Source organism: Methanopyrus kandleri AV19, assembly GCF_000007185.1.
GTDB lineage: Archaea > JAADCQ01 > Methanopyri > Methanopyrales > Methanopyraceae > Methanopyrus > Methanopyrus kandleri.
The window spans coordinates 571,136-594,484 of record NC_003551.1 but is presented as its reverse complement, the minus strand read 5'-3'; the positions used below and the strand labels follow the sequence as shown (position 1 = coordinate 594,484).

The 23,349-nt window shown below is 64.4% G+C and carries 20 protein-coding genes, 2 tRNA genes and 1 rRNA gene; 13 read left to right on the top strand and 10 right to left on the bottom strand.

All coding sequences use genetic code 11. The features are described from left to right. Window positions 1-25 precede the first annotated feature (25 nt). Window positions 26-721: a V4R domain-containing protein gene (locus MK_RS03385; RefSeq protein WP_158295908.1), complete on the top strand. Its 696-nt coding sequence runs from the start codon at window positions 26-28 to the stop codon at window positions 719-721. Here the strand turns inward: MK_RS03385 and aroC are convergent. Further along, a complete protein-coding gene (aroC, locus tag MK_RS03380) occupies window positions 716-1,876 on the bottom strand; it encodes a chorismate synthase (protein WP_011019001.1) in 1,161 nt (386 codons plus the stop codon). The genes MK_RS03385 and aroC overlap by 6 nt on opposite strands. A gap of 97 nt (window positions 1,877-1,973) precedes the next feature. On the opposite strand from aroC, the gene MK_RS03375 reads away from it, so the two are divergent. After that, window positions 1,974-2,381: a V4R domain-containing protein gene (locus tag MK_RS03375; RefSeq protein WP_011019000.1), complete on the top strand. Its 408-nt coding sequence runs from the start codon at window positions 1,974-1,976 to the stop codon at window positions 2,379-2,381. Between the two features lie 72 nt (window positions 2,382-2,453). Beyond that, on the top strand, window positions 2,454-2,897 hold the full coding sequence (locus MK_RS03370) for a 4-vinyl reductase (RefSeq protein ID WP_011018999.1): 444 nt from the start codon (window positions 2,454-2,456) through the stop codon (window positions 2,895-2,897). Here MK_RS03370 and aroA read toward each other — a convergent pair. Continuing rightward, window positions 2,889-4,175 carry a 3-phosphoshikimate 1-carboxyvinyltransferase gene (gene aroA / locus MK_RS03365; protein WP_011018998.1) on the bottom strand — a complete coding sequence of 429 codons (1,287 nt, stop codon included), beginning with the start codon at window positions 4,173-4,175 and terminating at the stop codon, window positions 2,889-2,891. The two genes, MK_RS03370 and aroA, sit on opposite strands and share 9 nt — an antisense overlap. A gap of 77 nt (window positions 4,176-4,252) precedes the next feature. Here aroA and MK_RS03360 point away from each other — a divergent pair, with 77 nt between their 5' ends. Then, a complete protein-coding gene (locus tag MK_RS03360; protein ID WP_011018997.1) occupies window positions 4,253-4,651 on the top strand; it encodes a hydrogenase iron-sulfur subunit in 399 nt (132 codons plus the stop codon). A 103-nt stretch (window positions 4,652-4,754) separates the two neighbouring features. On the opposite strand, the gene MK_RS03355 is transcribed toward MK_RS03360, so the two are convergent. The 7 genes from MK_RS03355 to MK_RS03325 all read right to left on the bottom strand — a co-directional run bounded on the left by MK_RS03355 (window position 4,755) and on the right by MK_RS03325 (window position 12,014). Continuing rightward, a tRNA-Leu gene (locus tag MK_RS03355) sits at window positions 4,755-4,844 on the bottom strand. 29 nt (window positions 4,845-4,873) lie between these two features. Beyond that, window positions 4,874-5,788: a hypothetical protein gene (locus tag MK_RS03350; RefSeq protein ID WP_011018996.1), complete on the bottom strand. Its 915-nt coding sequence runs from the start codon at window positions 5,786-5,788 to the stop codon at window positions 4,874-4,876. Window positions 5,789-6,114: 326 nt separating this feature from the next. After that, a 23S ribosomal RNA gene (locus MK_RS03345) occupies window positions 6,115-9,214 on the bottom strand. Window positions 9,215-9,438: 224 nt separating this feature from the next. Further along, window positions 9,439-9,515, bottom strand: a tRNA-Val gene (locus MK_RS03340). An 81-nt stretch (window positions 9,516-9,596) separates the two neighbouring features. Next, window positions 9,597-10,547, bottom strand: a complete 951-nt coding sequence (gene mch, locus MK_RS03335) for a methenyltetrahydromethanopterin cyclohydrolase (RefSeq protein ID WP_148679558.1) — start codon at window positions 10,545-10,547, stop codon at window positions 9,597-9,599. 3 nt (window positions 10,548-10,550) lie between these two features. Continuing rightward, window positions 10,551-11,282 carry a DUF2226 domain-containing protein gene (locus tag MK_RS03330; RefSeq protein ID WP_011018994.1) on the bottom strand — a complete coding sequence of 244 codons (732 nt, stop codon included), beginning with the start codon at window positions 11,280-11,282 and terminating at the stop codon, window positions 10,551-10,553. 84 nt (window positions 11,283-11,366) lie between these two features. Beyond that, window positions 11,367-12,014, bottom strand: a complete 648-nt coding sequence (locus MK_RS03325) for a transglutaminase-like domain-containing protein (protein ID WP_011018993.1) — start codon at window positions 12,012-12,014, stop codon at window positions 11,367-11,369. A gap of 163 nt (window positions 12,015-12,177) precedes the next feature. Between MK_RS03325 and argH the strand changes: the two genes are divergently transcribed. The 9 genes from argH (at window position 12,178) to MK_RS03280 (ending at window position 22,447) form a co-directional block, all read left to right on the top strand. Then, entirely contained in the window at window positions 12,178-13,704 is a 1,527-nt protein-coding gene (gene argH, locus MK_RS03320; RefSeq protein WP_011018992.1) for an argininosuccinate lyase, read from the top strand. After that, a complete protein-coding gene (locus MK_RS03315) occupies window positions 13,685-15,259 on the top strand; it encodes a phosphoadenosine phosphosulfate reductase family protein (protein WP_011018991.1) in 1,575 nt (524 codons plus the stop codon). The genes argH and MK_RS03315 overlap by 20 nt, the downstream gene beginning before the upstream one ends. Further along, window positions 15,256-16,254 carry a TIGR03576 family pyridoxal phosphate-dependent enzyme gene (locus MK_RS03310; protein WP_148679556.1) on the top strand — a complete coding sequence of 333 codons (999 nt, stop codon included), beginning with the start codon at window positions 15,256-15,258 and terminating at the stop codon, window positions 16,252-16,254. The genes MK_RS03315 and MK_RS03310 overlap by 4 nt, the downstream gene beginning before the upstream one ends. Beyond that, a complete protein-coding gene (locus MK_RS03305; RefSeq protein WP_148679555.1) occupies window positions 16,251-16,541 on the top strand; it encodes a hypothetical protein in 291 nt (96 codons plus the stop codon). Before MK_RS03310 ends, MK_RS03305 begins: the two co-directional genes overlap by 4 nt. Window positions 16,542-16,606: 65 nt before the next feature. After that, a complete protein-coding gene (locus MK_RS03300; protein ID WP_011018989.1) occupies window positions 16,607-17,632 on the top strand; it encodes a transcription initiation factor IIB in 1,026 nt (341 codons plus the stop codon). A 520-nt stretch (window positions 17,633-18,152) separates the two neighbouring features. Beyond that, the gene (locus MK_RS03295) at window positions 18,153-19,205 is read left to right on the top strand and encodes a type II glyceraldehyde-3-phosphate dehydrogenase (RefSeq protein ID WP_011018988.1); all 1,053 of its coding nucleotides are present in this window, start codon (window positions 18,153-18,155) and stop codon (window positions 19,203-19,205) included. 118 nt (window positions 19,206-19,323) lie between these two features. After that, window positions 19,324-20,553, top strand: coding sequence for a DNA primase DnaG (dnaG, locus tag MK_RS03290; protein WP_011018987.1), 1,230 nt, complete (start codon window positions 19,324-19,326; stop codon window positions 20,551-20,553). 34 nt (window positions 20,554-20,587) lie between these two features. Further along, on the top strand, window positions 20,588-22,120 hold the full coding sequence (locus MK_RS03285) for a Lon protease family protein (protein ID WP_148679554.1): 1,533 nt from the start codon (window positions 20,588-20,590) through the stop codon (window positions 22,118-22,120). A gap of 15 nt (window positions 22,121-22,135) precedes the next feature. After that, window positions 22,136-22,447 (top strand): UPF0058 family protein, encoded by a 312-nt coding sequence (locus MK_RS03280; RefSeq protein ID WP_011018985.1) that lies wholly within the window; start codon window positions 22,136-22,138, stop codon window positions 22,445-22,447. A gap of 237 nt (window positions 22,448-22,684) precedes the next feature. Here MK_RS03280 and MK_RS03275 read toward each other — a convergent pair whose 3' ends face one another. Continuing rightward, on the bottom strand, window positions 22,685-23,347 hold the full coding sequence (locus MK_RS03275) for a hypothetical protein (protein WP_011018984.1): 663 nt from the start codon (window positions 23,345-23,347) through the stop codon (window positions 22,685-22,687). Window positions 23,348-23,349: the final 2 nt, after the last annotated feature.

Sequence of the window (23,349 nt, the reverse complement as noted above, 5' to 3'; positions counted from 1 at the left end):
GTTCGCGGACCTCACGGGGTGCGAGGTGGACGCGGATGAGGACGTGGTGACCGTGAGGAACTACCCGGAGTGCGCCGGTTACCCGGGAGCCCGCGGGCCGGTTTGTCACTTCATGAGAGGCCTGATCGCTGGCGCCCATGAGCTCGAGACGGGGGAAAGGACGCCGGTAGAGGAGGTCCGATGCCGCGCCGCCGGTGATGACGTCTGCGAGTTCCGGATCGGGAGGAAACCCAGGGAGCCGACGGTTCCGCGGCTCGACGGGCTGGACGAGAGGGCACTCCGGAGGATGGCTCACGCGGCATCGGAGCGCGAGCCGGAGGAGGTGGCGGCCTTCAAACTCGCGTCGGAGTACACGCTCAAGTTCCACCCCGCGGACGCCGCCGCCCCGATCTTTTTCCGGGCGGGAAGGCTGTATGCGAGGGCCTTACTCCGCCTCTACAACCCGCTGGAGATGACGTCGTTCCTGTCGATAGTGGAGGACGTCACGGGAGCCGAGTGTCACCTGGGCGAGGGGAACCGAATGTCGATCGAACCGTGCCCGGAGTGCGCCGGGTTCCCGAGGGAGCATGAACCCGTATGCCACGGCGTCAGGGGCGCGCTCCACGAGACCCTGGGTACCTTCGGCAAGGAGGTCGAACGCGTGGAGGAAACCGAGTGTGCGGCCGTGACCGGTGAGCTCGTCGGCCGGTGCGAGTTCCGGTTCGAGCTCAGGGGGCTATAGGTGTCGTTTCAGCGTCCTCCATCGATCCTCCACGGACGCGGCCGGGAGCTCGACACTGTCCGGGTTCACGTACCCGGCCCTGAGAACGGCGTCGGCCAGCACGATCGCCACAACGGATTCCGCCACGGGTACAGCCCTCGGGCATATGCAGGGGTCGTGTCGTCCCTCCACCTCGATCTCCACTTCCTCTTCGGACTCTAGGTCGACGGTGCGCTGGGGAACGGACACGGACGGAGTAGGTTTCACGTGCACCCGGACGACCAGTCTACCGCCGTGGGAAATACCCCCGAGTACTCCCCCCGAGTTGTCGCCGTCCACGACGGGATGTCCGTCCCACCAGATCGGGTCGTTGTGCTCGGATCCGTGCATCTCGGAGCATCGAACACCGGACCCCACCTCCACCGCCTTCACCGCGGGGATGTTCATCAACGCCCCCGCTAGCTCCCCGTCCAGCCGCCCGAAGACCGGGTCACCCAGGCCGGGTGGCACGTTCTCCGCGATCACCTCGATCGTCCCGCCGACGGAGTCCCCGTTCTCGCGCGCACGCTCGATCTCCCCGAGCATCTCCTCGGCGGCGTCAGGATCCGCGCATCTAACCGGGTTCGACTCGGCGTACTGCATGATCTCCTCCGCGGACAGGTCGCCGGGATCCGCCTCGACGGAGCCCACCCTCACCACGTGACCCACGATCTCGATACCCAGCGGGTCGTTCGAGGGCGCCTCACGGAGCAACTTCTTGGCCACCGCGCCACCCATCACGATACCGACGGTCGTGCGACCCGAGGCCCTCCCACCGCCCCGGTAATCCACGTGCCCGTACTTCCACCGGTACGTGACGTCGGCGTGACCCGGACGCGGCCGGGTTCGGATCGGCTCGTACTTCGAAGAATCCACGTCCTCGTTCCACACGATCATACTGATCGGAGTCCCGAGAGTGCGTCCCTCGTGGACGCCCGACAGTATCTCCACTCGGTCCCGCTCCGAGCGCGGTGTCGAGACCCCCGACTGTCCGGGGCGCCTCCGATCCAGCTCACGCTGCACATCGTCCTCGGAAAGCGGTAGTCCCGCGGGACACCCGTCCACGACCGCGCCCAGTGCCGGACCGTGGGACTCGCCCCAGGTCGTGACGCGGAACAGGCGGCCGAGCGTGTTCACGGGACTCCCCCACGACGGCGCCGCGTCGGTCACTTAAAAATCGGGGCGGGCGAAACCCAGGTAAAGGATTCCGGAACACGATTTCCGGAGAACCGAGGTGGACCTCACCGAAGAAACCCTGCTCCGAGGGGCCGAGGCGACGGCCGAAGCGTTCGCGCCTTACGAGCTCCTCACCTACGACCGGCTCACGAGGATCGCTCTCATCGAGGTCGCCAGGGAGACCGGGACCGCCGCCCTCTTCGAGGCGGGACGTCGTCTAGTCAGGATTCTAGGGGGAGACGACCTGGAGTCGGTCCTGTGCGCGTTCGCCGAGGTCTTCGGGGCGGAGGTCGAGGTGGAAGGGGATACCGTCACGGTCCGGAAGTGCCCGGAATGCGCGGGACTCCGTGGGATCGACGGGCCGGTGTGTCACCTGACCAGGGGGTTCATCACCGAAGCTTACCGCCTCGAGATCGGTCGTCCGGTCACCGTGGCCGAGACCCGATGCAGGGCGGCCGGGGACTAAGTCTGCACCTTCGTCGTCAGGCGTGAGCCCAAACTCGTCGTTCCGGACCTCAGATGGCTGGACGAGGACGCGTTGACGGAGATAGCCCGCGCGGCGACGAGGTACGAGCCCGAAGAGACCGCCGCACTCAGGATAGCGACGTGGTACCTCGTCCGGAGGTCTCTCGACTTCGAGGCGCCCGCCACGCTGTTCTGGGCTGGTAGGACGTACGCCCGTGCCCTCCTCCGCGTGTACCACGTACTGTCGATCCGGGAGTTCCTAACGTGCATCGAAAGGGTGTTGGGGACCAGCTACGACCTGAACGAGGACGTTGTGGTCGCGGCCCCCTGTCCGGAGTGCGCCGGCTTCCCGCGCGGCTACGAGTCCGTGTGCGACGCTACCAGGGGGTTCATCCACGAGACTCTCGCGGCTTTCGGCCGAGAGCCGCATAAGGTGAGGGAGGCCAAGTGCGCGGTCCGCGCCGGCGAGCTGGTGAACGCGTGCGCCTTCGAGATCCGACACTCGAACCTACACTGAGTGGACCGGCACCCCGACCGACGCCAGATCCTCCCAGAACCTCGGGTAGGAGATGGACACCGCGTCCGCGCGCTCGACGACCGTTTTACCCCGTGCGAAGGCTCCCACCACCGCCAGCGCCATCGCCATCCGATGATCACCCCGGGAATCGACCCGTGCCCCGACCGGCTCTCCACCCACGATCTCCAGCCAATCCTTCCCCTCCCTTACCTCCACCCCGAACTTGGGTAGCTCCGCCGCGAGCGCCCGAAGCCTGTCCACCTCTTTGTACCGCAGGTGACCCACGTTCTCGATCCTCGTGACCCCCTCCGCGAAGCACGCCATCGCCGCCACGGTCGGGACCAGGTCGGGCGAGTCGGAGAGGTCCACCTCGACCCCCTCCAGTCGACCCGTCGAACGCACGACGATACCGCCGTCGATCCTACGGACCTCGGCCCCCATCTCGCGCGTGATCTCCACGATCCTGCGATCCGGGTGCGAGGAGTCGAGGTCCACCCCCTCGATTCTCATCTCACCACCTATCGCGCCGAGCGCGACGAAGTACCCCGCGGAACTCCAATCGTTCTCGACCCGCAACTTCCCGGGTGAGCGAGGCCGTCCCTCCACCTCGAACGAGGAACCCTCCCGTACCACCGAGACCCCGAACCGCTCCAGCGTCTCGACGGTCATGTCCACGTAGGGGCGAGAGCGCAGGTCCCCCACCACGTCCACGCGGAGCGCACCGAGCCCGGCACCCAGAAAGAGGAGCGCGCTCACGAACTGGGAGCTGACGTCCCCGTACACCGCGACGCGTTCCCGGAGCGGGCGCCCCGAGATCACCACCGGGGGGTACTCCTCACCCCGCACCACCCTTCCGCGGGCGTCCACACCCAGGGAGCGGAGCGCCGCCAGGAGGTCCCCGACGGGACGGGACCTGAGGGAGTCGTCCCCCGTCAGGATTGTGGTGCCCTCGACGAGGGCGGCCAGCCCGCACCCCAACCTTAACGTAGTCCCCGAGTTCCCGCAGTCCACGACGTCCTCGGGCGCACGCGGGGAATCCCCGAACCCGGAGACCGTCGCCTCGAGCCGCTCCTCACCGTCGACGTCCACCTCCGCCCCCAGCATCCGACATAGGCGAAGCGTCGCGCGCACGTCTTCCGCGTCCAGCACGTTCCAGAGCTCGGTACTCCCGTCGCATAACGAGGCGGCGATCAGGGCCCGGTGGGACCCGCTCTTCGAGGGAGGCGGACAGACGGTCCCCCGAACCTCCGGGATACCCTCCAGCTCGACCCTCTTCACGTGGATCTCCCCGATCGACCCCTCGGGATGGTAACCGATTTAAAACGGACGGAGCGGTGCACGATCGGGTGATGACCATGTCCGAGGAGTCGGTCGTCGTGGCCTTCTGCTGTTACGAGTGAGGCTACGGTGCGGCGGACCTAGCGGGTACCGGAAGGGCCCAGTACCCCAGCAGCGTCAGGATCGTGAGGGTACCGTGCACGGGCCGCGTCGGCATCGAACACATCCTGACGGCGCTCGCCAAGGGCGCGTGGACGGTTTTCGTCGCCGGATGAAAGAAGGGAGAGTGCAGCTACGAGGACGGTAATCTCAAGTGCGAGCGCCGGGTGCAGGCGGCCAAGAAGCTGCTAGAGGAGCTCGGCATCGAGCCGGAGCGCGTCGAGATATACTTCATGTCCTCCGCGGAAGCCGACAAGTTCGTCGCCGCCGTCAAGGAGATGCACGAGCGGGCGAAGGAACTGGGCCCGCTCGCCTGAACGTGCCGGCGGGATGACGCCCGGGGGGAACCCCGCAAGGAGGGGACCCCCGGGTCCGAGCCGCCGTCGGAGGAACGTTATCACTCCCATAACGATTCCCGCTTGGTGCGGGGGCCGGGATTTGAACCCGGGACGGCCCTACGGCCACGGGATCCTCATTCCCGCCCCTTTGACCAGGCTCGGGCGCCCCCGCGGGCGCGTCCAGTGATCGGCGACCCCGGCTCAATTAAAAACCCTTCGGGCTTTGCCACCCGAACCCGTCAGCTTCTCGATCGCCTCCTGGACGTGCCTGTCCCACTCCGGATCGAGCTCCTTGGGAGCGATCGATACCGAGAACCCGTCGACCTCCAGCGCGATGGAGGGGTCCATCGACCGGGCCTCCTCCAGGTAACCCCTAACGTCGGTGACCACCCGTAGATACGGCGCCAAGACCTCCTCGATCACCTCGGCCGCCAGCTCCAGGTCCCCGGACTTGACCTCCGAGATCCTCCGCTCGATATCCCGTCGTACGTCCTCCACCGCGAAGACGTCACAGGAAACCACCTCGATTTCCTCGGGCTTCCGATACGCCACCACGTAGCCCAGCAGGATCATCTCGAAGCAGTACCCCGCGAACTCCAACGCTAACGGAGAGACACGAAGCACCCCGTCCTCGTCGACGTCGAGTCTCTCGGCGACCAGCTGGAGCGAATCCCCGAGGATGTCCTCACCGACGTCCTCCGCCAGGGCCACCAGCACGTCCAGCGCGAGCGCGTCCAACCAGGGCGTCACGTCGACCGCCCTCAGGGCCTCGATCGACCTCTTCATAGCTTCCAGACCGGCGACGTCACCCCGCTCTACCACGCTGACCACCAGCGAGCCCCAGAACCGGCGGCCGAGCTCACCCGATACAGTCTCCGAAAGGATCTCCTCCAGGAGCTCACCGGGCCTGAACTCGTCTAACAGTCGAACGCCGGGCACGTTCTCGGAGAGGAACGTGCTGGAGTCGGGCGACACCGTGTAGCAGCGACGGAGGGCTGGAAGCCGCTCCGAAGCTATCCCACGGGCCCGGTCCCCAAGGATTCGCCACACGGCCTCGAACAACTTCCGGTAGAACGAATCGGTCGGAGCTACGGGGACATCCAGCCAAAGAGCCATGGGTGATTCCCCCGGGTCTCTGGGGAACTCGTTTAGGTGGGAACCGCAATCATGTCCGAATTCATAAGTTATATGTGTTCACATTTCCAACACATCTGTCTGGAAAATAGGAAAACATTAGTTTCGGACTGAACAGTTAACTCGATATCTGGAAAAATAATGTTACGAAATTCATAACGATTCACGCGACCGGCCTAAGCATTCGATACCGAGGCGACTGACCATCCGGACCACAGCGACCGAGGACTCCACAAGCCGATCTCCGAGAGCCTCCTTGGACTAGCGCCTTCTTAGGCCAGCCGACCCCGGACGGGTTTGGCCCGGCCCCGCCGGGTCCATCGGCCGATTGGGAGCGGTGGGCTCAGGCCCTCGGGGCCCAACGGCCCCTTGGGCCTTACACCCCCGCCCCATCAACCGGGTCTTTTACCCGAGGCCTCAACGGCCGCCTATTTTCGGGGACCGCTTCGGGCCTGGATGCTTTCAGCCCTTATCGGATACGGCGTAGCTACCCGGCTTGCCCTGCCGGACAGCCGGTCCACCAGAGGCCGCGGACCGCCGTTCCTCTCGTACTAGGCGGTCCTTCCCCTCAGGCGGCCAACACCCCCGGCAGATAGCGACCGACCTGTCTCACGACGGTCTAAACCCAGCTCACGTTCCCCTTTAATGGGCGAACAACCCCACCCTTGGCGGCTGCTGCACCGCCAGGATGGGGAGAGCCGACATCGAGGTAGCAAGCCGCGGGGTCGATGTGGGCTCTTGCCCGCGACCACCCTGTTATCCCCGGGGTAGCTTTTCTGTCATCCCGGGCCGCCACCGGGGCGGCACCGGGGTTCGCTAGGCCACGGTTTCCCGCCTGGGTCCCTTATTGTGCGGGACCCAGTCAGGCCGGCTTTTGCCCTTGCACTCTACGGCGGATTTCTGACCCGCCTGAGCCGACCTTTGGGCGCCCCCGATGCCTTCTCGGGGGCGTGCCGCCCCAGCCAAACCGCCCACCAACCGCTGTCCCCGGGCCTTCTCGGCCCGGGTTAGGGGCACAGCCGCGGGAGGGTGGTGTTCCATGGGCGCCTCGGGGACGGCCTGGCGGCCGCCCCTGAGTAACGGCTCCCACCTACGCTATACACCCGCAGCCGTGCCCCAACGGCAGGCTGCGGTAAAGCTCCACGGGGTCTTCGCTTCCCGCCGGGGGTCCCCCGCCTCTGCACGGGGATGGCGGGTTCACCGGGTCCCGGCCGGGGACAGTGGGGGGCTCGTTACGCCATTCATGCAAGCCGGTACTTAACCGGCAAGGCATTTCGCTACCTTAAGAGGGTTATAGTTACCCCCGCCGTTTACCGGCGCTTCACCCGGTTGTACCCGGGCTTCACGTACCGGCACTGGGCAGGCGTCGGCCCCGGTACCAGCCCTTTCGGGCTAGCCGGGACCTATGTTTTTATTAAACAGTCGGCCCCCCCTAGTCACTGCGACCCGCGGCCCCTCCCCCGAGGTTCGACCCTCGGGGTCAGGGCCGCGGGCACCCCTTCTCCCGAAGTTACGGGGCCAATTTGCCGATTTCCCTCGGCCGGGTTACCCCGCCGCGCCTTAGGCTTCTCACCCAGGGGCACCTGTGTCGGTTCTCGGTACGGTCGCGGGGGATCCTTCCCGGCGGCCTTTTCACGGGCCCCGGGGATCGGCCGGACCGCCCATAACGGGCGGCCCTTCCCGGCTTCGGCCGGTTCTCCCCATTACGGGACTCCCCGGCCTTCACCGGTTGGACGGGGCGACAGCCCCGCCCGGCCTACCCCGAGGCGTCGGCCGCCGGGCTTCCCGTTGCCGGGCGTACCCCCGCGGTACGGGAATATTAACCCGTTTCCCTTTCGGCCGGTCGGTGTTACCGCCGGCCTTAGGGCCGACTTACCCTCGGCTGACGAACATTGCCGAGGAACCCTGGCCCCTCCGGCGGCGGGGATTCTCACCCCGCTTTGCTGCTACTACCGGCGGGATTCTCGTCCCCGACGGCTCCACCGGACCTCACGGCCCGGCTTCTGAGCCGCCGGGGCGCCCCCCTACCGGCCCGCGGGCCATCGGCCCGCGGCCCCGGGGTCTCGGCGGCCGGCTTCAGCCCCGTCCATTTTCGGGGCCCCCGACCTCGACGGGTGAGCTGTTACGCACTCTTTAAAGGATGGCTGCTTCTAAGCCTACCTCCCCGCTGTCTTCGGCCGGGGACTCCCTTTCTATTTAACACTTAGCCGGCACTTTGGGGCCTTAACCCCGGTCTGGGTTATTCCCCTCTCAGACCGGCGGCTTACCCGCCGGCCCCAACTCCGGCCTTCTACGGCGGTGGCGGGTTCGGAGTTTGACTCCCCGGCGGGGCCTCTCGGCCCCTAACCGGGGAATCAGTGCTCTACCCCGCCACCTACCTCCGGCCGGGCCGACCTGCGGGCCGTTTCGGGGGGAACCAGCTGTCTCCGGCCTCGATTGGCCTTTCACCCCTAGCCCGGGGTCACGGGAGCGTTTTGCACTACAGCACCCCTAGCGGGCCTCCACGGCCCTTTAGGGCCGCTTCACCCTGCCCCGGGCTAGATCGGCCGGTTTCGGGTCCCGCGGCCGCGGCTGCGGGCCCTATTAGGACCCCGCCCCTGGCCCGGCCTAACGGCCGGGCTGCGGGCGTGTCGGTTTCCCTACGCCTTCGGGGTTTGAACCCCTTAGACTCGCCGCGGCCGCGGACTCCCCGCCTCGTGTTTCAAAACGAACGCCGGGACCCCGGTCGGCCCCCCTCGTACTCCCCCGTCACCGGGGTTTCCTTCGGGGGGCTTCATCCCTTGCGGGCCCCGGCAGACTATCGCCGTCGGGTTTCAGGCTCTTTTCACTCCCCTTCCGGGGTTCTTTTCACCTTTCCCTCACGGTACTTGTTCGCTATCGGACTCGGGACGTATTTAGGGTTGGGGGCCGATGTCCCCCAGATTCCCGCCGGATATCCAACCGACGGTACTCAGGCCCGGGCCAGCGGCCGTCCCCCGGCGGCCTACGGGGCTGTCACCCTCTCCGGCGGCCCGTTCCAGGGCACTTCGGCCGTTCCGGGGGAGACGGCCACATAGGCGGCCCGGGCCTGCAACCCCACATCCACCCGCCCTTTCGGGCGGGTGTTCAGTTTGCCCTCTGCCGTTTTCGGTCGCCCCTACTCACGGCATCGCGTGTTGCTTTCTTTTCCTCCGCCTACTAAGATGTTTCAGTTCGGCGGGTTCCCCCTCCGGGGGTACTCCCCCGGGCCACGAGGGCCCGGGGTTTCCCCCCGGAGTGCCGGGACCTTTCGGCCCCGGCGAGAGGTCCCATTCGGCGATCCCGGGTTCCACGGCTGCATGCGCCTCGCCCGGGCTTATCGCAGCTTGCCACGGCCTTCCTCGGCGCCCGAGCCAAGGCATCCACCCGACGGCTTAGCCGACCCGGCGGGGCCGGTTGGCCCCCGCCCGGGGTCGGCGTCGGGGGGCTTGTGTCGACCCCGGGCCCCTGGGGGTCTTCCCCCCAGGGGTTACCCGGGGTCCCATCCTCCGCGGCCACTCCCCCGTGCGGGGGGGGTCATATATTAAATTTTCTCACCCCTGAAAGAGGGGCTAAGGCGAGATCCGGCCCTCCACACTCTTGGAAAACGTTGTGAGACACGTGACAATTAGTGGTGGTGGGCCCGCCGGGATTTGAACCCGGGACCACCGGCTCGTAAGGCCGGCGTTCTGCCGGGCTGAACTGCGGGCCCGCGCCTGTGCCGTTCCCGACGGTACTCGACTATAACGTTTACGTAATGGACCACGTAACGTTAGGGACGGTGGGGAGGGAATTAGAGGCCGAACGACTCCTTCAGCACGTCCACGTTGATCTCGCCCGCCGTGTACGTCTTGCCGGTTGACAGGTCGTTGACGACCACCCGCGCGGGTGCGAACACGCCGGGGTCGATCTTGTAGAAGTCGTAGTCCGCCTCCTCGAAGATCTTCATGAAGGGCTTCCCGTAGTCCTCGCTGGCCTCGGAGGGGAGCTCCTCGACGACCTCCGGTAGCTCGTCGTCACCCTCGACGTACAGGTACACGGTTCCACCGTAGAGGATGCAGTCGTTAGTACGTCCCATGGCCTCACCGTCGTCATCGGCGACGGGCGCGATGGGCGCCGTTCCGGTCGCGTACTTCACGCGGGTCACGTCGTACTCGAGGACCTCGAGGAGCTTGTACAGTCCCGTCTCGACCACGCGGGCGGACACCTGGACGGAACCCACGATCGACGCGGTCGGAGCCACGAGGAGGTAGAGGTTCTCGGGGTCCACTCCACACTCGTCCGCCACGTGCTCGGCGACGTCCTCATCCGGCAGCTCGGAGGACTCCAGGCACAGGATGGCGACGTCGGCGTCGTCCTCGTAGTCGATCTCCTCGTAGGTCTCCTTCGGCTTGAGCGCCAGGGCTCGGGCGGGTCCGGAGCCCATGGCGAAGTAGTCGCCTACCTGGACCTGCCACCCTGCCTTCTGGGCGGCGAGCGTGGACACCGCCGGGTGGTCCGTGGTCACCTGCACGGCGGGCAGGCACAGACCATCGTGCTCGAACTCCGTCAGCTCGACGGTGGCCAGGCCGCCCATGCACACTTCGGAGAAGAGGAGACCGGCCTCGAACCCTCCGGCGGCCTCGACACCGCAGTCGATCACGGTGGTTCCGTTCTCGAGCTCCTGGACCTCGACGTTCAGGAGCTCGGCGCGCTCGATCATCCGCTCCACCAGGGGCAGGGCGTTCTCGTTCACGCTCACCAAGGGCTATCCGCCCCGGATGCGTTTCATGATGTCGCGGATGCGGAGGGTGACCGTCTCCTTCTCCTTAAGTGATGGGGTGATCTCGACGCCGTCGATCGAGAACTCGGACAGGGCGTGTTCGAGGTCGCGTCGGACTTCCTCGAGCATCCTCTCATCGACACCTTCGGGTACCTTCACGCGCAGGTACACGCGGGCGTCCTGGGTCCCGAGGGCCCGGAGCATGCGCTTGAACTCCTCGAAGGGATCCTCCTCCTCGAAGTAGTCCTCGAGCACGGCCTCCACGGATTCGTAGATCGCGTCGAGATCGACACCCAACTTCTCCAGGAGCTCATCCCGCTCGGGCTCCTCAACCTCGGGTGCGGCTTCCTCGACCTCGGTAGGTGTGAAGGGTTCTTTGAGCAGGCACTCGTCGTTCACGCGTTTGATTAGCTCCAGGAGCTCCGGCTCGAGCTCGTACACGTCGAGGAGCGCGAAGCCGACGGAATCCACCACGTCGCGGATGGCCCGAACGGCCTCTTCGGCCGAGAGCTCCTCGGCGCGGATACGTCCCAGGTAGGCCCCTACCACGGCGCCTCCTTCGACGATGAAGAAACAGTCGTAGATGTCCTCGTGATCGCGGGTGGTGATACGAACTAGTCCGGAGCTCAGGGAGGATACGATCTCCTCGATCTCCTTCCACGACCCGACCTCGATGTCCGACTCCGTCGGGGAGACCCGTGGTGTGACGAACGTCAACTACATCGCCCACGCCGACCCGCTCTCGCGGGCCCGGTGATGGGTCACCCGGGTTTATCGCCGTTTCGGTTCAACGGGTGTGGGTTAGAAGGGGAGGTTCGGGTACGTGGCCTTCAGCCGGACGCACTGCGAGTTGGGGTTGGTGGGGTCCATGCGGACCCACTTCACGTCCTGGGACTTACCGTCGACGACGTTCTCGGGCAGTCCCACCTCGACGCAGACGTGGTCGCACGTGCCCCAGCACGGGAACCGGGTGACCTCGTGACGGTACCTGATGGCGATGCCGGACGCCCTGCACAGGGCGACCATGACGTGGGCGTGGTCGCAGCAGTTACCACGACCGAGCTGCAGTGTCTTCCAGGCGCCGTATCTCGTGTTGTAGTAGTACCGGTACTTGATGCCGTGCGGGTCGACGTCGTCGTAGGGTGACACCCAGTACTCTATCTTCTTGGCGGCCTCGTAGACGAGCTCGTCCAGCGGTGTGCCGGCGGTGTACTGCTCCCACCAGGACTTCGGGTCACCGAGGATTTCCCTGGCGATGCACTTCCAGTCCTCGATGTGTTCCGGGTTGAGGTTCGGGTCCCAGTTGTTGACGTACGTGACCTCCACGTCCGGTGGGTACACACCGACCCAGGGGTACGTGTCGGGCACGTCCGCGCTGAGATGAGGTGGGGCGTTGAGCGGGAGACTTGTGAAGCCCAATGCGAGGATCAGCGTGAGGAGGAGTGCCATCGGGAATATCAGTGTCGTTTCCCCCCGCTCACGGCTACGCGGCGCAGCCTGACCGGTTACCTTTTAACCGTAGGGGAACGACGTGCACGTCAGCCGCGACGTATGTGCCCATCCCCCCGGGATGACCGGAGTTACCCCCACCGACCCTGTGGGTGTGACGAGATTGGCACTGGGGAGACCGTCCTACCGGGGCGGTCGCGTCTCCGGCGGCCGCGACCCGGACTTCGCGGAATTGTCATCGTCGCTGGAGCAGGACCGGGAGATCTTCCACTGCGACGTGTGGAACTCGGTGGTCCACGCGGTGTCACTGTGGGAGGCCGGGAGGATAGATCGCTCAACCGCGGCGGGAATCGTTGAGGGTCTCGTAACGGTTCTCGAGGAAGGTCCCGACCGGCTGCCCGAGGACGCCGAGGACGTCCACGAGGCCATAGAGTCGAGGCTACACGAAGTGGTCGGCGAGGAAGCCGGATGGCTGCAGCTCGGCAGGAGCAGGAACGACCAGGTGGCGACGAGCGTGCGGATGCGGCTGAGGGAGCGCGCGCTGGACCTGTCGCGCGAGCTGGTCGGGCTCGGGAGGGCGCTGCTGGACCTGGCCCGGGAGCACGCCGAGGTACCGATCGCCGGGTACACGCACCTGAAGCGGGCGCAGCCGTGCACGATCGGGTTCTGGATGTCCACCTACGCGGCGGCGGTCGCGCGTTCCGCCCGGGGGTTGCTCAGGGTCCCGGGGATGGACGAGTGCCCGCTGGGGTGCTCCGCGTTCCCGGGATCGACGGTTCCTGTGGACAGGCACCGGGAGGCCGCGTTGCTGGGCTTCCGGAAACCGGCGCGGCACTGCGGTGAGGCCACGGCGTTGAGGGGACCGATCCTGGAGTTCCTCGGGAGACTGGCCACCGCGGCCTCGGAGCTGACCAGGTTGGCCGGGGACCTGATACAGCTGTGCTCCGACGAGCTCGGGGTGGTGGAGCCCCCGGACGAGCTGTCGTCGACGAGCTCGGTGATGCCGCACAAGAAGAACCCGGACGCGCTGGAGCTCGTCCGGGCCGAGCTGACCGTAGTCGCGGGACTGAAGGGGCTCGGGGACGCCGTCCACGGTAAGCTTCCGATGTTCTACAACCGGGACCTCCAGGTGTTGAACGGCCTGCTATGGGACTCGGTGAACCGGTTCGAGCTGTGCGTGCGGGTGCTCCGTAAGGTGGTCGAGGGACTGGACGTGGACGAGGAGGCGGCCCGGGGTACCGTCCTGGGATCGCACGCGGCCGCCGTCGACCTGGCGGAGCTCGTGGCGGAGCGGGCGGGACTGACGTTCCGGGAGGCGCACAAGGTCGTGGGCAGGGTCTCGGCGCGGCTGGACCGCGAAGGAGTTCCCATGAGCCCCGAGCGGGCGGATCGGGTGGTCGAGGAGCTCGAACGGGAAGGGGTGAAGCTGCGGGTCGAGGAGGTCCGCGAAGTCCTGAGTCTGAAGAGGACGCTCCGGCGCCCCGTGGAGGGGTCCACCGATCCCGGACGACTGGAAGTGACCTTGGATCGACTGCGGGCGGAGCTCGCGGCCGCCGAGCGCCTGGAGGGCACGTGGCGCGGGAGGATCGAGCGGGCCCTGCGCGCGACCGAGGCGGCGGTCAACCGGCTGGGCGTGGAGGGGTTCGCGGAGGTCTACCGGGGGTACTGGGATGGAGAAGCTCCCGGGTAAGGCCCCCGCCTACGTGTGCCAGGAGTGCGAGCTCGTCACGCCGCTGCGTCGGTGTCCGGAGTGTGGTGAAGGTACGGACCCGCTACGCGTGACCCCTCCGGCGGAGCTCCGACCGGTAGGCCCCGGCTACTTGGAGTTCATCCGTGAGGTTTTGGTGGAGGAGGGATTACCGGCCGATCTCGTGCGTGACGACGAGCTGCTCCTCGCGAATCGTGCGCCTGATCTCGATTACCTGGACGAGATCGTCGCCGCCGAGCCGGTACTGGCGCTGCGGTACGACTTACGGAAGGACCGTTGGACGATCGTGCTCAAGCCGGAGGGGGCGCGGCGTCTCCACGAGTTGGGCGGGAAATCGATCGAGGTGGACCGTGGGGCCGCGGAGGCGGTGAGGGAGGGGAAGAACCTGTTCGCGCCGGGCGTGACGTCCGCGGACGACGTCGAGCCCGGTGAGTGGGTGGTGATCGAACACGGGGGTCGCCCGGTGGCCTTCGGTCGGGCCAGGATGTCGGGGGACGAAATGGTCCGCCGGAACCGCGGACTGGCCGTGGAGGTGAGAGGTGCCGTAGAGGGGTCTCCAACGTACTTCCGCGGCAGGGACTTCGAGGACGTGGCGCGGGCGCACGAGGAGTACGTTTCGGAACGGCTGGAGGAGGCGGTGACGTTCGCCCGGGAGAACGTGAGCCCGTCCCGGACCTTCGCCTCCTTCTCGGGCGGCAAGGACAGTCTGGTCACCTTAGTGGTGGCCGCGGAGGCGGGGGTGGAGCGCGCGCTCTTCGTGGACACGGGTATGGAGTTGCCGGAGACCGTGGAGGCAGCGGACCGGGCCGCCGAGGCCGTGGGTATCGACGTGGAAATAGTCGAAGGGGACCCGGAGATATTCCACCGGGTGACGGAAGCTCTACTACCTCCTTCTCGAGATAACAGGTGGTGCACGCTGGCCGCGAAGCTCACCCCTGTTACGAGGTACGTTCGCTCCGAGTTCGGCCGAGGGTGTTACACGCTGGTGGGCGTCCGAAGGTACGAGTCCGAGGCCCGATCCGAGCGGGGTAGGGTGTGGGACAGCGACGCGGTGCCGGGACAGGTGAACGTGGCCCCTATCTTCGATTGGTCGTCCCTGGACGTCTGGTTGTGCGTGCACTCCAAGGATTTACCGTACAACCCGCTTTACGATGAGGGGTTCGACAGAATAGGGTGTTACATGTGCCCGGCGAGCAAAGTCGGGGACTTCAGGCTATCGGAGCGCGTACATCCCGAACTTTGGGAGGGGTGGATGGAAACGCTCGAGCGATACCGCGAGAGGCACGGGTTGCCGCGCGATTGGCTCCGGTATCACGTTTGGAGGTGGTTACGTCCCGAGGGCGAGATCCGGAAGGTCGCCAGCGAGGAGTCGCTACGGTGGGGAGAGCGCGTTCTCGGGCGGTGGCGGGAGGTTCCCCCGGAGGAGGCGGCTCGAGGTTTCCGTCGGGAGTGTCCAGGTTGTGGGTACTGCGGTGCGGTAGGGTCGAATCGGTGCGAGATATTGGAAGCCAGCCTGCGGCGGGTGTTCGGTCGATGAAGGTTAGGGATCGAGCGTTGGAGATAATCAGGGAGAGGATCTCGCGGGGCGACCCACTCTACGACTTCACCGGGTTGGCGTCGCGACCGAAGGTCGACGCTGCCTCGGACGAGCTCCGTACCTATCTGTCGGAAGCGCTGATTTTGCCGGAGATCCGGGAGCTCTGTCGGGAGCACTTCGACGCTCCGGAGTACGAGGTACTGGTGGCCCCTAGGACGACGGCGGCCGTTATCGCGACGATCCTGGCCCTCGAGCCGAGGAGTGTGTTGCACGTACTACCCGAGGACGGTGAAGCCCACCCATGCGTGGAGGAAGGCTGCAGGTTGGCGGGGGCGGAGTACGAGGAGGTCGAGGAGTCGGAGATACCCGATCTCGACGGGTTCGATCTCGTGGTCGTAACGGGTTGCGACGTGCGTTGGAACGTGGTAAGCGAGGACACTCTGAGGGAGGTCGCCTCCGCGGAGGCCGTGACGCTGCTGGACGACGCTTCGGGCGACCGAGTACGTCGATTGCACGGCCAAAAGCCGGGTCCGAGGTACGGGTTCGACCTAGTGGTAACGAGCTGCGACAAGCTGATGGACGGGCCACGCGCCGGCGTGCTGATCGGACGGGACGACCTCGTGGAGGGCGTGCGGCGGGTCTGCGAAGGATACGGTTGGACGGTCGATGGACCGACGCTCGCGGCCGTAAAAAGGGCCTTTGAAGAGTTCGAGTTGAGCTCACTGGAAGCTCGGTTAAAGGAACTTGAACGCGTGTACGAGCGGCTCAAGGACGAGCTCGACGTGGAACGGACGGGTGCGGGTCTGGTGTTCCACGGGGTGGAACGGGAGGTGGAGATAGGGCTCGGGTTGCTGCGACGGTACGGGATTATGACCATAACCGCCCTGGGTTACGAGCGTGTGGATAGAACCTTGCGCTTCAATCTTCTGACGGAGGACGCGGAGCGGTTCGGTTACGATCGGTTCGTCGAGGTCGTGAAGGGGGAGCTGTCATGACCGGGACGATGATCGAGGAGTACCTGGCGGCGCCGATCGTGGAGGCCGTGATATTGGGGTTGGCCTGCTACGTGGTGGTGCGCAAGGGTCTGCCCGCGCTCAAGTCCGGCGAGAGTGAGATCGACGAACGCTGGGTCAAGGCGACCGCACACTCCGTCGGCGCTATCGTCGCGGTGACCGTGATAGTGAAGCTGTTGGGACTGGACACGCCGCTAACGTACCGGCTGGCCCTGGTCTGCTCGTTGGCCGTGCTCGCGGTGGGACTGTGCCCGCGCAGCGGGGAGTAATCTATTTAAAATCTTTCCCGAAAAGCCAACCGGGCCGTTTCCCGGCGTAAGGGGGTGAGGCCGCCATGGTCTACACCGAGTCGGAGCATCGGGTGTGCCCGAAGTGTGGCAGCACGAACCTAGAGCGTGACGAGAAGCACGGGGAACTGGTCTGTCGGGACTGCGGCACCGTCGTCGACTATCTGATCGACTACGGGCCCGAGTGGAGGGCCTTCAACGCGGATCAGCGCGCGCAGCGTGAGCGTACGGGTGCACCCATCTCGGAGCGTCATCCGCACAAGTTAGGGGACACGATCATCGATGACCGTGACACTCGCGGTCGGCGTCTCGTGGACTGGCGGTTCAGGCGTCTGAAGAGGTGGGATAGGTGGATTTCGAACGACCCGGTCAGCAGGAACATCCGATCCGCCGTAGAACTTATTGAGAGGGTATGCTCGCAGGCTAACATCCCCCGGTCCATCGTGGATGAAGCGATCCGGATTTATCGGAAGGCCGTGGAGAAGGATCTAGTCCGAGGTAGGTCGATCGAGAACACGGCCGCGGCCGCACTGTTCATGGCGTGTAAGAAGCGTAAGCACCCCCGTACTATCAAGGAGATTGCGAAACTGTTCGGGATCACGCCCAAAGACATCAACCGAACGCATCGGGTCCTACTCCGGCACCTGAACGAGCGTATGCCCGCTCCGGATCCGAAGCAGTACCTGTCCCGATTCGCGACCGAGCTGGGTGTCTCTGAAGATGTCGAAATGCTAGCCCGTGAGATCCTGGAGAAAGCCGAGAAGAAGGGCCTGACCGTGAGCCGCAACCCGGCCGGACTGGCGGGCGCGGCCCTGTACCTGGCCGGGCTCCTCAAGGCTAAGGAGTACATAGAGGAGTACCGCGAGAAGATGAAGGAGGCCGAGTCGGAGGAAGAGAAGGAGAAGCTCGAACGTGAGCTCAACGAGAAGCTCCGAACGTGCCGTCGGACACAGCCCGAGGTTGCGAAGATCTCGGGAGTTACCGAAGTCACGATCAGGAATCGGTACAAGGAGCTGGCCGAGGAGCTGGGCCTGGAAGTTCCGGACCCAACTAAGATCGACGTGCCGGCGTGAGACCCTCGAGGGAAACACAGAAACCACGGCGTTTCCGAAACTCGCGATCCGACCGTGGGACTACGATCGCGCGCTCTACCCCCACCATATACCAATCTCACACACGTAGGGGAAGCAACCGGGGTAACCTTCAAGGTCACCCACAAGTCACGTTCTTTCCGGTGGAATCCCCCGCCGTCCCCGCCCCGGGGCCCCGCCGACCCGGGTGGAGCGGGGAGGATACCCTAGGCCGTGAAGCCCGGGGTCGAGACCCGGGGTACACCCGCGTCGCACGGTCCCTCCGGGACACGGTCGTGAGGACCGGGGATGACCGGACGGTCAACCCCGACGCGGGACAGGCGGGGATAGCCTCCCGCGCGAGGGTCCTCCCCGGACAAGGGATGAGCCAGTCCGGTGACCGGTGACCGGGGAGTGTTAATCGCGGGAGGTACATTTCCACCGCCTTATTATCCATCACGCGGGATCCGAACGGCGCTAATTTAAGCTCCGAGTTACGGGCAGCGCGCGGGGGAGGCGGGTCTTGGCCGACGTTAGCGTGTTGATCAACGGGTACGGAACCATCGGTAAGAGAGTCGCCGATGCCGTCGACGCTCAGCGTGACATGGAAGTACTCGGAGTGGTCAAAACGTCGCCGGATTACCTGGCCCGGTTGGCCGTCGAGGAGTACGGTTACCCGCTGTTCGTGCCGGAAGACCGCGTTGAGAGGTTCGAAGATGCAGGAATCGAGACCGAGGGTACCGTGGAAGACGTGGTGCTGAACGCCGAGGACTACGGGTTGGACGTCGTCGTGGACTGCACCCCCGAAGGCATCGGAGCCCGGAACAAAGAGACGCTATACGAGAAAGCCGGGGTTAAGGCGATCTTCCAAGGTGGCGAGGAGGCGGAAGTCGCCGAGGTGTCGTTCGTCGCCCAATGTAACTACGAGGAGGCCCTGGGGGCTGACTACGTCCGGTGTGTGTCGTGCAACACCACGGCCCTGTGCCGCACGCTAGGGACGCTGAAGGAGGAGTTCGAGCTCGGGCGTGTCTACGTGACGATCGTACGTCGGGCGGCCGACCCGCACCAGGTGAAGAAGGGACCTATCAACGCCATCGCGCCGAACCCGGTGACGGTGCCGTCCCACCACGGACCGGATGTTAAGACCGTGATGCCGGACATCGACATTACGACAGCGGCCGTGAAGGTGCCGACGACGCTCATGCACATGCACGTTGTCAGGGTGGAGCTGAAGGAAGAGGTCACGTCGGACGACGTCATCGACGCGTTCGAGGAGGCGAGAAGGATATGGGTGGTACCGCACGGGGAGGGGCTCGGTTCCACGGCCGAGTTAATCGAGTTGGGACGTGACCTCGGTAGGAAGCGGTACGACCTGTACGAGATACTGGTTTGGGAAGAGTCCATCAACGTGGAGGACGGCGTGCTCTACTACATGCAGGCCGTGCACCAGGAGGCCGACGTCGTACCCGAGAACGTGGACGCTATCCGCGCGATGACCGAGTTGGAGGAGGATCCGGAGGCCTCCATGGACGCCACGGACAGCGCACTCGGCGTGCTCAACTCCCCGCCACTATAACGCCCTTTCCGCCCCGGCTTGAAGCAACCTTATTATTCCCCGAACGACGAGGGGGTGCTGGGAAACCGAGTTCGCGCTCATCCTTCACTCCTCATGGTCGTGCGAGGGAGGGATAGTATTGTCGAAAGGGCGCACCGATTACGGTAATGGGGCCGTCAAATACGTCATCCGGGCCAAACTACGTGCTAACGGTTACGTGGAACGTCCGGACGTCGTGGGCGCCATCTTCGGCCAGACGGAGGGGCTATTAGGCGACGACCTCGACCTGCGTCGGCTGTTAAAAACGGGCCGTATAGGCCGTATTGACGTCAAGCTGCGGAACGAGAACGGAAAAACCGTAGGTGAGATCATAGTCCCGTCGAGCCTGGATCGTGTGGAGACCGCCCTGGTAGCCGCTGCGTTGGAGCAAGTCGACAGAATCGGCCCGTGTCGGGCCGAAGTGGAGGTGGTGTCGATAGACGATATCCGGAAAGAGAAGCGGGAGCGGATGATCCGCAGAGCTCGCGAGATTCTGCGTGAAATGGTGAGCGAAGTGACACCGGACAGCAGTGAACTCGTGCAGAAGGTGAAAGAGGCCGTGGAGGACGTCGAGGTCGAGGAGTACAAGGGCCTACCGGCCGGACCGAACGTGGAGGATTCGGACGCGATCATAGTGGTGGAGGGACGGGCGGACGTCGCGAACTTGCTCCGGTGCGGGATCAAAAACGTGATCGCTGTGGAGGGCACCAACGTACCGGAGGCGATCGTAGAACTCTCCAAGGAGAAGACCGTGACGGCGTTCGTTGACGGGGATCGCGGCGGCGAGCTGATTCTAAAGGAACTGCTCCAAGTGGCCGACGTGGACTACGTCGCGAAGGCGCCAAAAGGCAAGGAAGTGGAGGAGCTGACCAGAAAGGAGATCAAACGGGCGCTCGAGAGGAAGGTCCCGGTAGAGGAGTACCTAAAGGAGATCGGTGAACGTCCCAAGGATAAGGAGAGGGAGAAAGGCAAGAAGCCCAAACCCAAGAAAAGACCCGAGAGACGGGGCCGCCCACGTAAGAAGAAGGCGCGACCGAAACGTGGCCCTCAAGAGCGCCGCTTGCTTGACAGGTTGAAGCGCCTCAAGGGCACGTTCCGCGCGGAGTTCCTCGACGAGGGTTTAAAGCCAGTTAAAGAAGTGGAACTCGATGAGTTGGTCGAGAAGCTGAAATCCGAGGACGGCGTACGAGCTGTAGTCCTAGACGGTGTGATCACGCGTCGACTCGTCGAAGCAGCCCGCGAGAAGGGTGTGAAGTACGTAGTGGGCGTGAAAGAAGGAGATCTCGATCCCGAGATCAAGAAAGATGTTAAGATCATCACGATGTCTTAGCCCTAGCCTAATCCCGAGTCTGAGGTGGTTTCATATGCCGCACAACGTGCTTTCCTCGGGCTTGCTAGATAAATTGCTTCGGAAAAAAGACTCTAGCAAAGATAAGAAGAGTTCCGAGAATGAGCGTGATGAAAAAGATCTTATCGATCCCGTGAAGAAGGACTTCACCCTGGACGATATCGAGACGACGGCCGACATCAAGATTCCTGACAACCCACTGGACATGGTGATAGGCCAAGACCACGCCGTGGAGTACGCCAAGCTCGCCGCAAAGCAGCGTAGGCATCTCCTCCTCGTCGGTCCGCCGGGCGTTGGTAAAAGCATGATCGCTCAGGGAATTGCCGAACTGCTGCCCAAACCCCGTGAGCAGATCGAGGTGTATCACAACCCCGCCAACCCGGAACGTCCCATCGTGAAGGTCCGCACGCGAGACGAGGTCGAGAAGGAAGACTCGGACACACTACTGTCGCCCGAGGAGGTCCCTGAGCCGGTCGCTGAACAGCTCGGATTCCGATGCCCGAGTTGTGGGGAGTACAGCGATCCGGACTGTCGATACTGTCCTAGGTGTGGAGCGCAGAAGTATTCCGCTCGTACCTACCGGGCCACCCAATACGACCGAGCTACGAGCCGCCAAGTGGCGGTGATTTACGAACGCGTGGGCGACAGAATCCGGGTCGTCAAGCCCGACTCCGAGGGAGAGGAGAAGAAAGTACTGGTGCCTCTCGATAGGAAACCGTTCGTCCAAGCTACGGGTGCGAGCGAAACGGAGCTGTTGGGCGACGTGAAACACTGTCCCTGGGGAGGCGACGAGCAGCTGGGTGAGCCCCCGTACAAGCGCGTGATCCCGGGGGCCGTACACGAGGCCCATGAAGGCGTCCTGTTCATCGACGAACTCGCACAGTTGGGTCCCCTTCAGCAACACCTGCTCACGGCGATGCAGGAAAAGGAGTACCCGATCACCGGTAAGAACCCGCAGTCATCAGGCGCGGCGGTACGCGTGGAGGGCGTCCCGTGCGATTTCATCCTCGTAGGGGCGTGCAACATCCAGGACCTTCCAATGATCTTATCACCGCTACGATCGCGTATCCAAGGTGAAGGATACGAAGTCCTAATGAAAACCACGATGCCGGATACCGAAGAGAACCGGGCCAAGTTGGCACAGTTCGTCGCCCAAGAAGTGGAGCGGGATGGACGGATCCCACACGCCACCCGAGAGGCCGTCGAAGAGATCGTGAAGGAGGCGCGACGACGCGCCAGAGTGATAGATGGTGAGAGAGACGCCCTCACTCTGCGGCTCCGTGACCTGTCTGGGGTCGTGAGGTTGGCGGGAGACCTCGCGGTGATGGAGGGCGCGAAGTACATTGAACCCAAGCACGTTCGGGCCGCCATCAAGAAGGCGAAACCCGTCGAAGATCAGATCATAGAGGAGTACGGCTCACTCGAGGAAGGCCTGAGACGAGATGTAGCTACATGCTCGCTCTCCTCACCGGCCGCGCAACAGCGCGTTATTCAGGGCGATACGACCGATTCATACTACCACCAAGAGGATAAACGAGGGTACATTTAACGGGGTGCACCCCCGATGAAAAAGGACGAACTCTTCCTCCTCCACTCGGTTCTTTACTATGTTTTGGAGTATCTAAAGATGGAGGGGAAAACTAGGGAGGACGACGTAAAGCTATACGATGAGTTCAATGTGAAACCGGGCCATCTACATAAAACGAAACTACAACATAAGTGTGCCGTATTCCTGCTAGCGTACGTTATCGCCAGGGCTATCAGCTCGGAGCTACCGAAGGCGGAGGGTTTGGGACAGCGGCTGGGGAAGCTGTTGGAAGAACTCTTCGAGGAGCTGAAGAGGAGGGGTGAAGAAGTTCCCGTTGAACCTCCGTAGTAAACGGTGGCTACGTGTCGTGTTTTTGGTATCCCTAGCACCCGCGGCGTACTCTTACCCCGCGTGGGTGTGCATCGTAGCCGCCGTGTTCCTAGCCGCAACTCACGTGATATGTCCCGGGGAAGGGGATGGTTTAGCACTCGCCGTGGTATTCTTAGCATGTCTCGCCGGGCGGGATCTGCTGGGCGATCTTTTCCATCTGTTGGTCCCCGCGGTTTGTCTCGGAGGGGTGGGTGCCTACTTTTGGAAGCACCGGGACACCCTCCTGAATCGTACCTGATCGACCGCCCGAGCTACGGCTTCCCAAACCCTACCTTCCCTCAGCCGGTAGGGAGGTATGGCCCTCACCACGATCGCGTCATCGCGTCGCTTCACCTCCGCCGGATCTGAGTTAGGTATGAAGTAATCCGAAGTGTCGGAGACGCGGAGCCCTACGACGTGATGTCCCTCAGAGGCAGATGTCACAGCCTCCTGAAGCACCGCCACGAACGCCGTGTGAAGATCCGGTAGAGGTCGCCCCTCGATCTCGGGTAGCAACATCGTACAATCCAGACCCCGCAAGCACTCTTTGAATCCAGGGTTCCCGTACCTGAACATGAGAACGAGAGCGTGAGACCGAAGCAGGTGGTATTCGGAGTAAAACGTCAGCGGTTCTGTCACCAGCAGCGTATCGGACGCGGGCTCCTCGACCACGGGCAAGCCCTTCGGACCGCCCACTTCTGAAGAGACCAGCCGGACGTCCAAGCCTTTGTTTACTAGTCGTCGCGCGAGCTCGATGTTGAACACCGTGCATCCGAGTACGTCGAGGGGGCCGTCCCTGATCACCTCGAAAACGCTTAGGGCCGCGACGTCCGCGATGCGTCGCACTACGTCCAGCACGGATATTCTAACCGTTTCCACGG

Excerpts from the sequence above, each read along its gene's own strand:
- MK_RS03280 (WP_011018985.1), top strand. The coding sequence starts at position 22,136 with ATGAAAAAGGACGAACTCTTCCTCCTCCACTCGGTTCTTTACTATGTT.
- MK_RS03325 (WP_011018993.1), bottom strand. The coding sequence starts at position 12,014 with ATGGCACTCCTCCTCACGCTGATCCTCGCATTGGGCTTCACAAGTCTC.
- MK_RS03350 (WP_011018996.1), bottom strand. The coding sequence starts at position 5,788 with ATGGCTCTTTGGCTGGATGTCCCCGTAGCTCCGACCGATTCGTTCTAC.
- MK_RS03300 (WP_011018989.1), top strand. The coding sequence starts at position 16,607 with ATGGTCTACACCGAGTCGGAGCATCGGGTGTGCCCGAAGTGTGGCAGC.
- MK_RS03285 (WP_148679554.1), top strand. The coding sequence starts at position 20,588 with ATGCCGCACAACGTGCTTTCCTCGGGCTTGCTAGATAAATTGCTTCGG.
- MK_RS03315 (WP_011018991.1), top strand. The coding sequence starts at position 13,685 with ATGGAGAAGCTCCCGGGTAAGGCCCCCGCCTACGTGTGCCAGGAGTGC.
- MK_RS03305 (WP_148679555.1), top strand. The coding sequence starts at position 16,251 with ATGACCGGGACGATGATCGAGGAGTACCTGGCGGCGCCGATCGTGGAG.
- MK_RS03310 (WP_148679556.1), top strand. The coding sequence starts at position 15,256 with ATGAAGGTTAGGGATCGAGCGTTGGAGATAATCAGGGAGAGGATCTCG.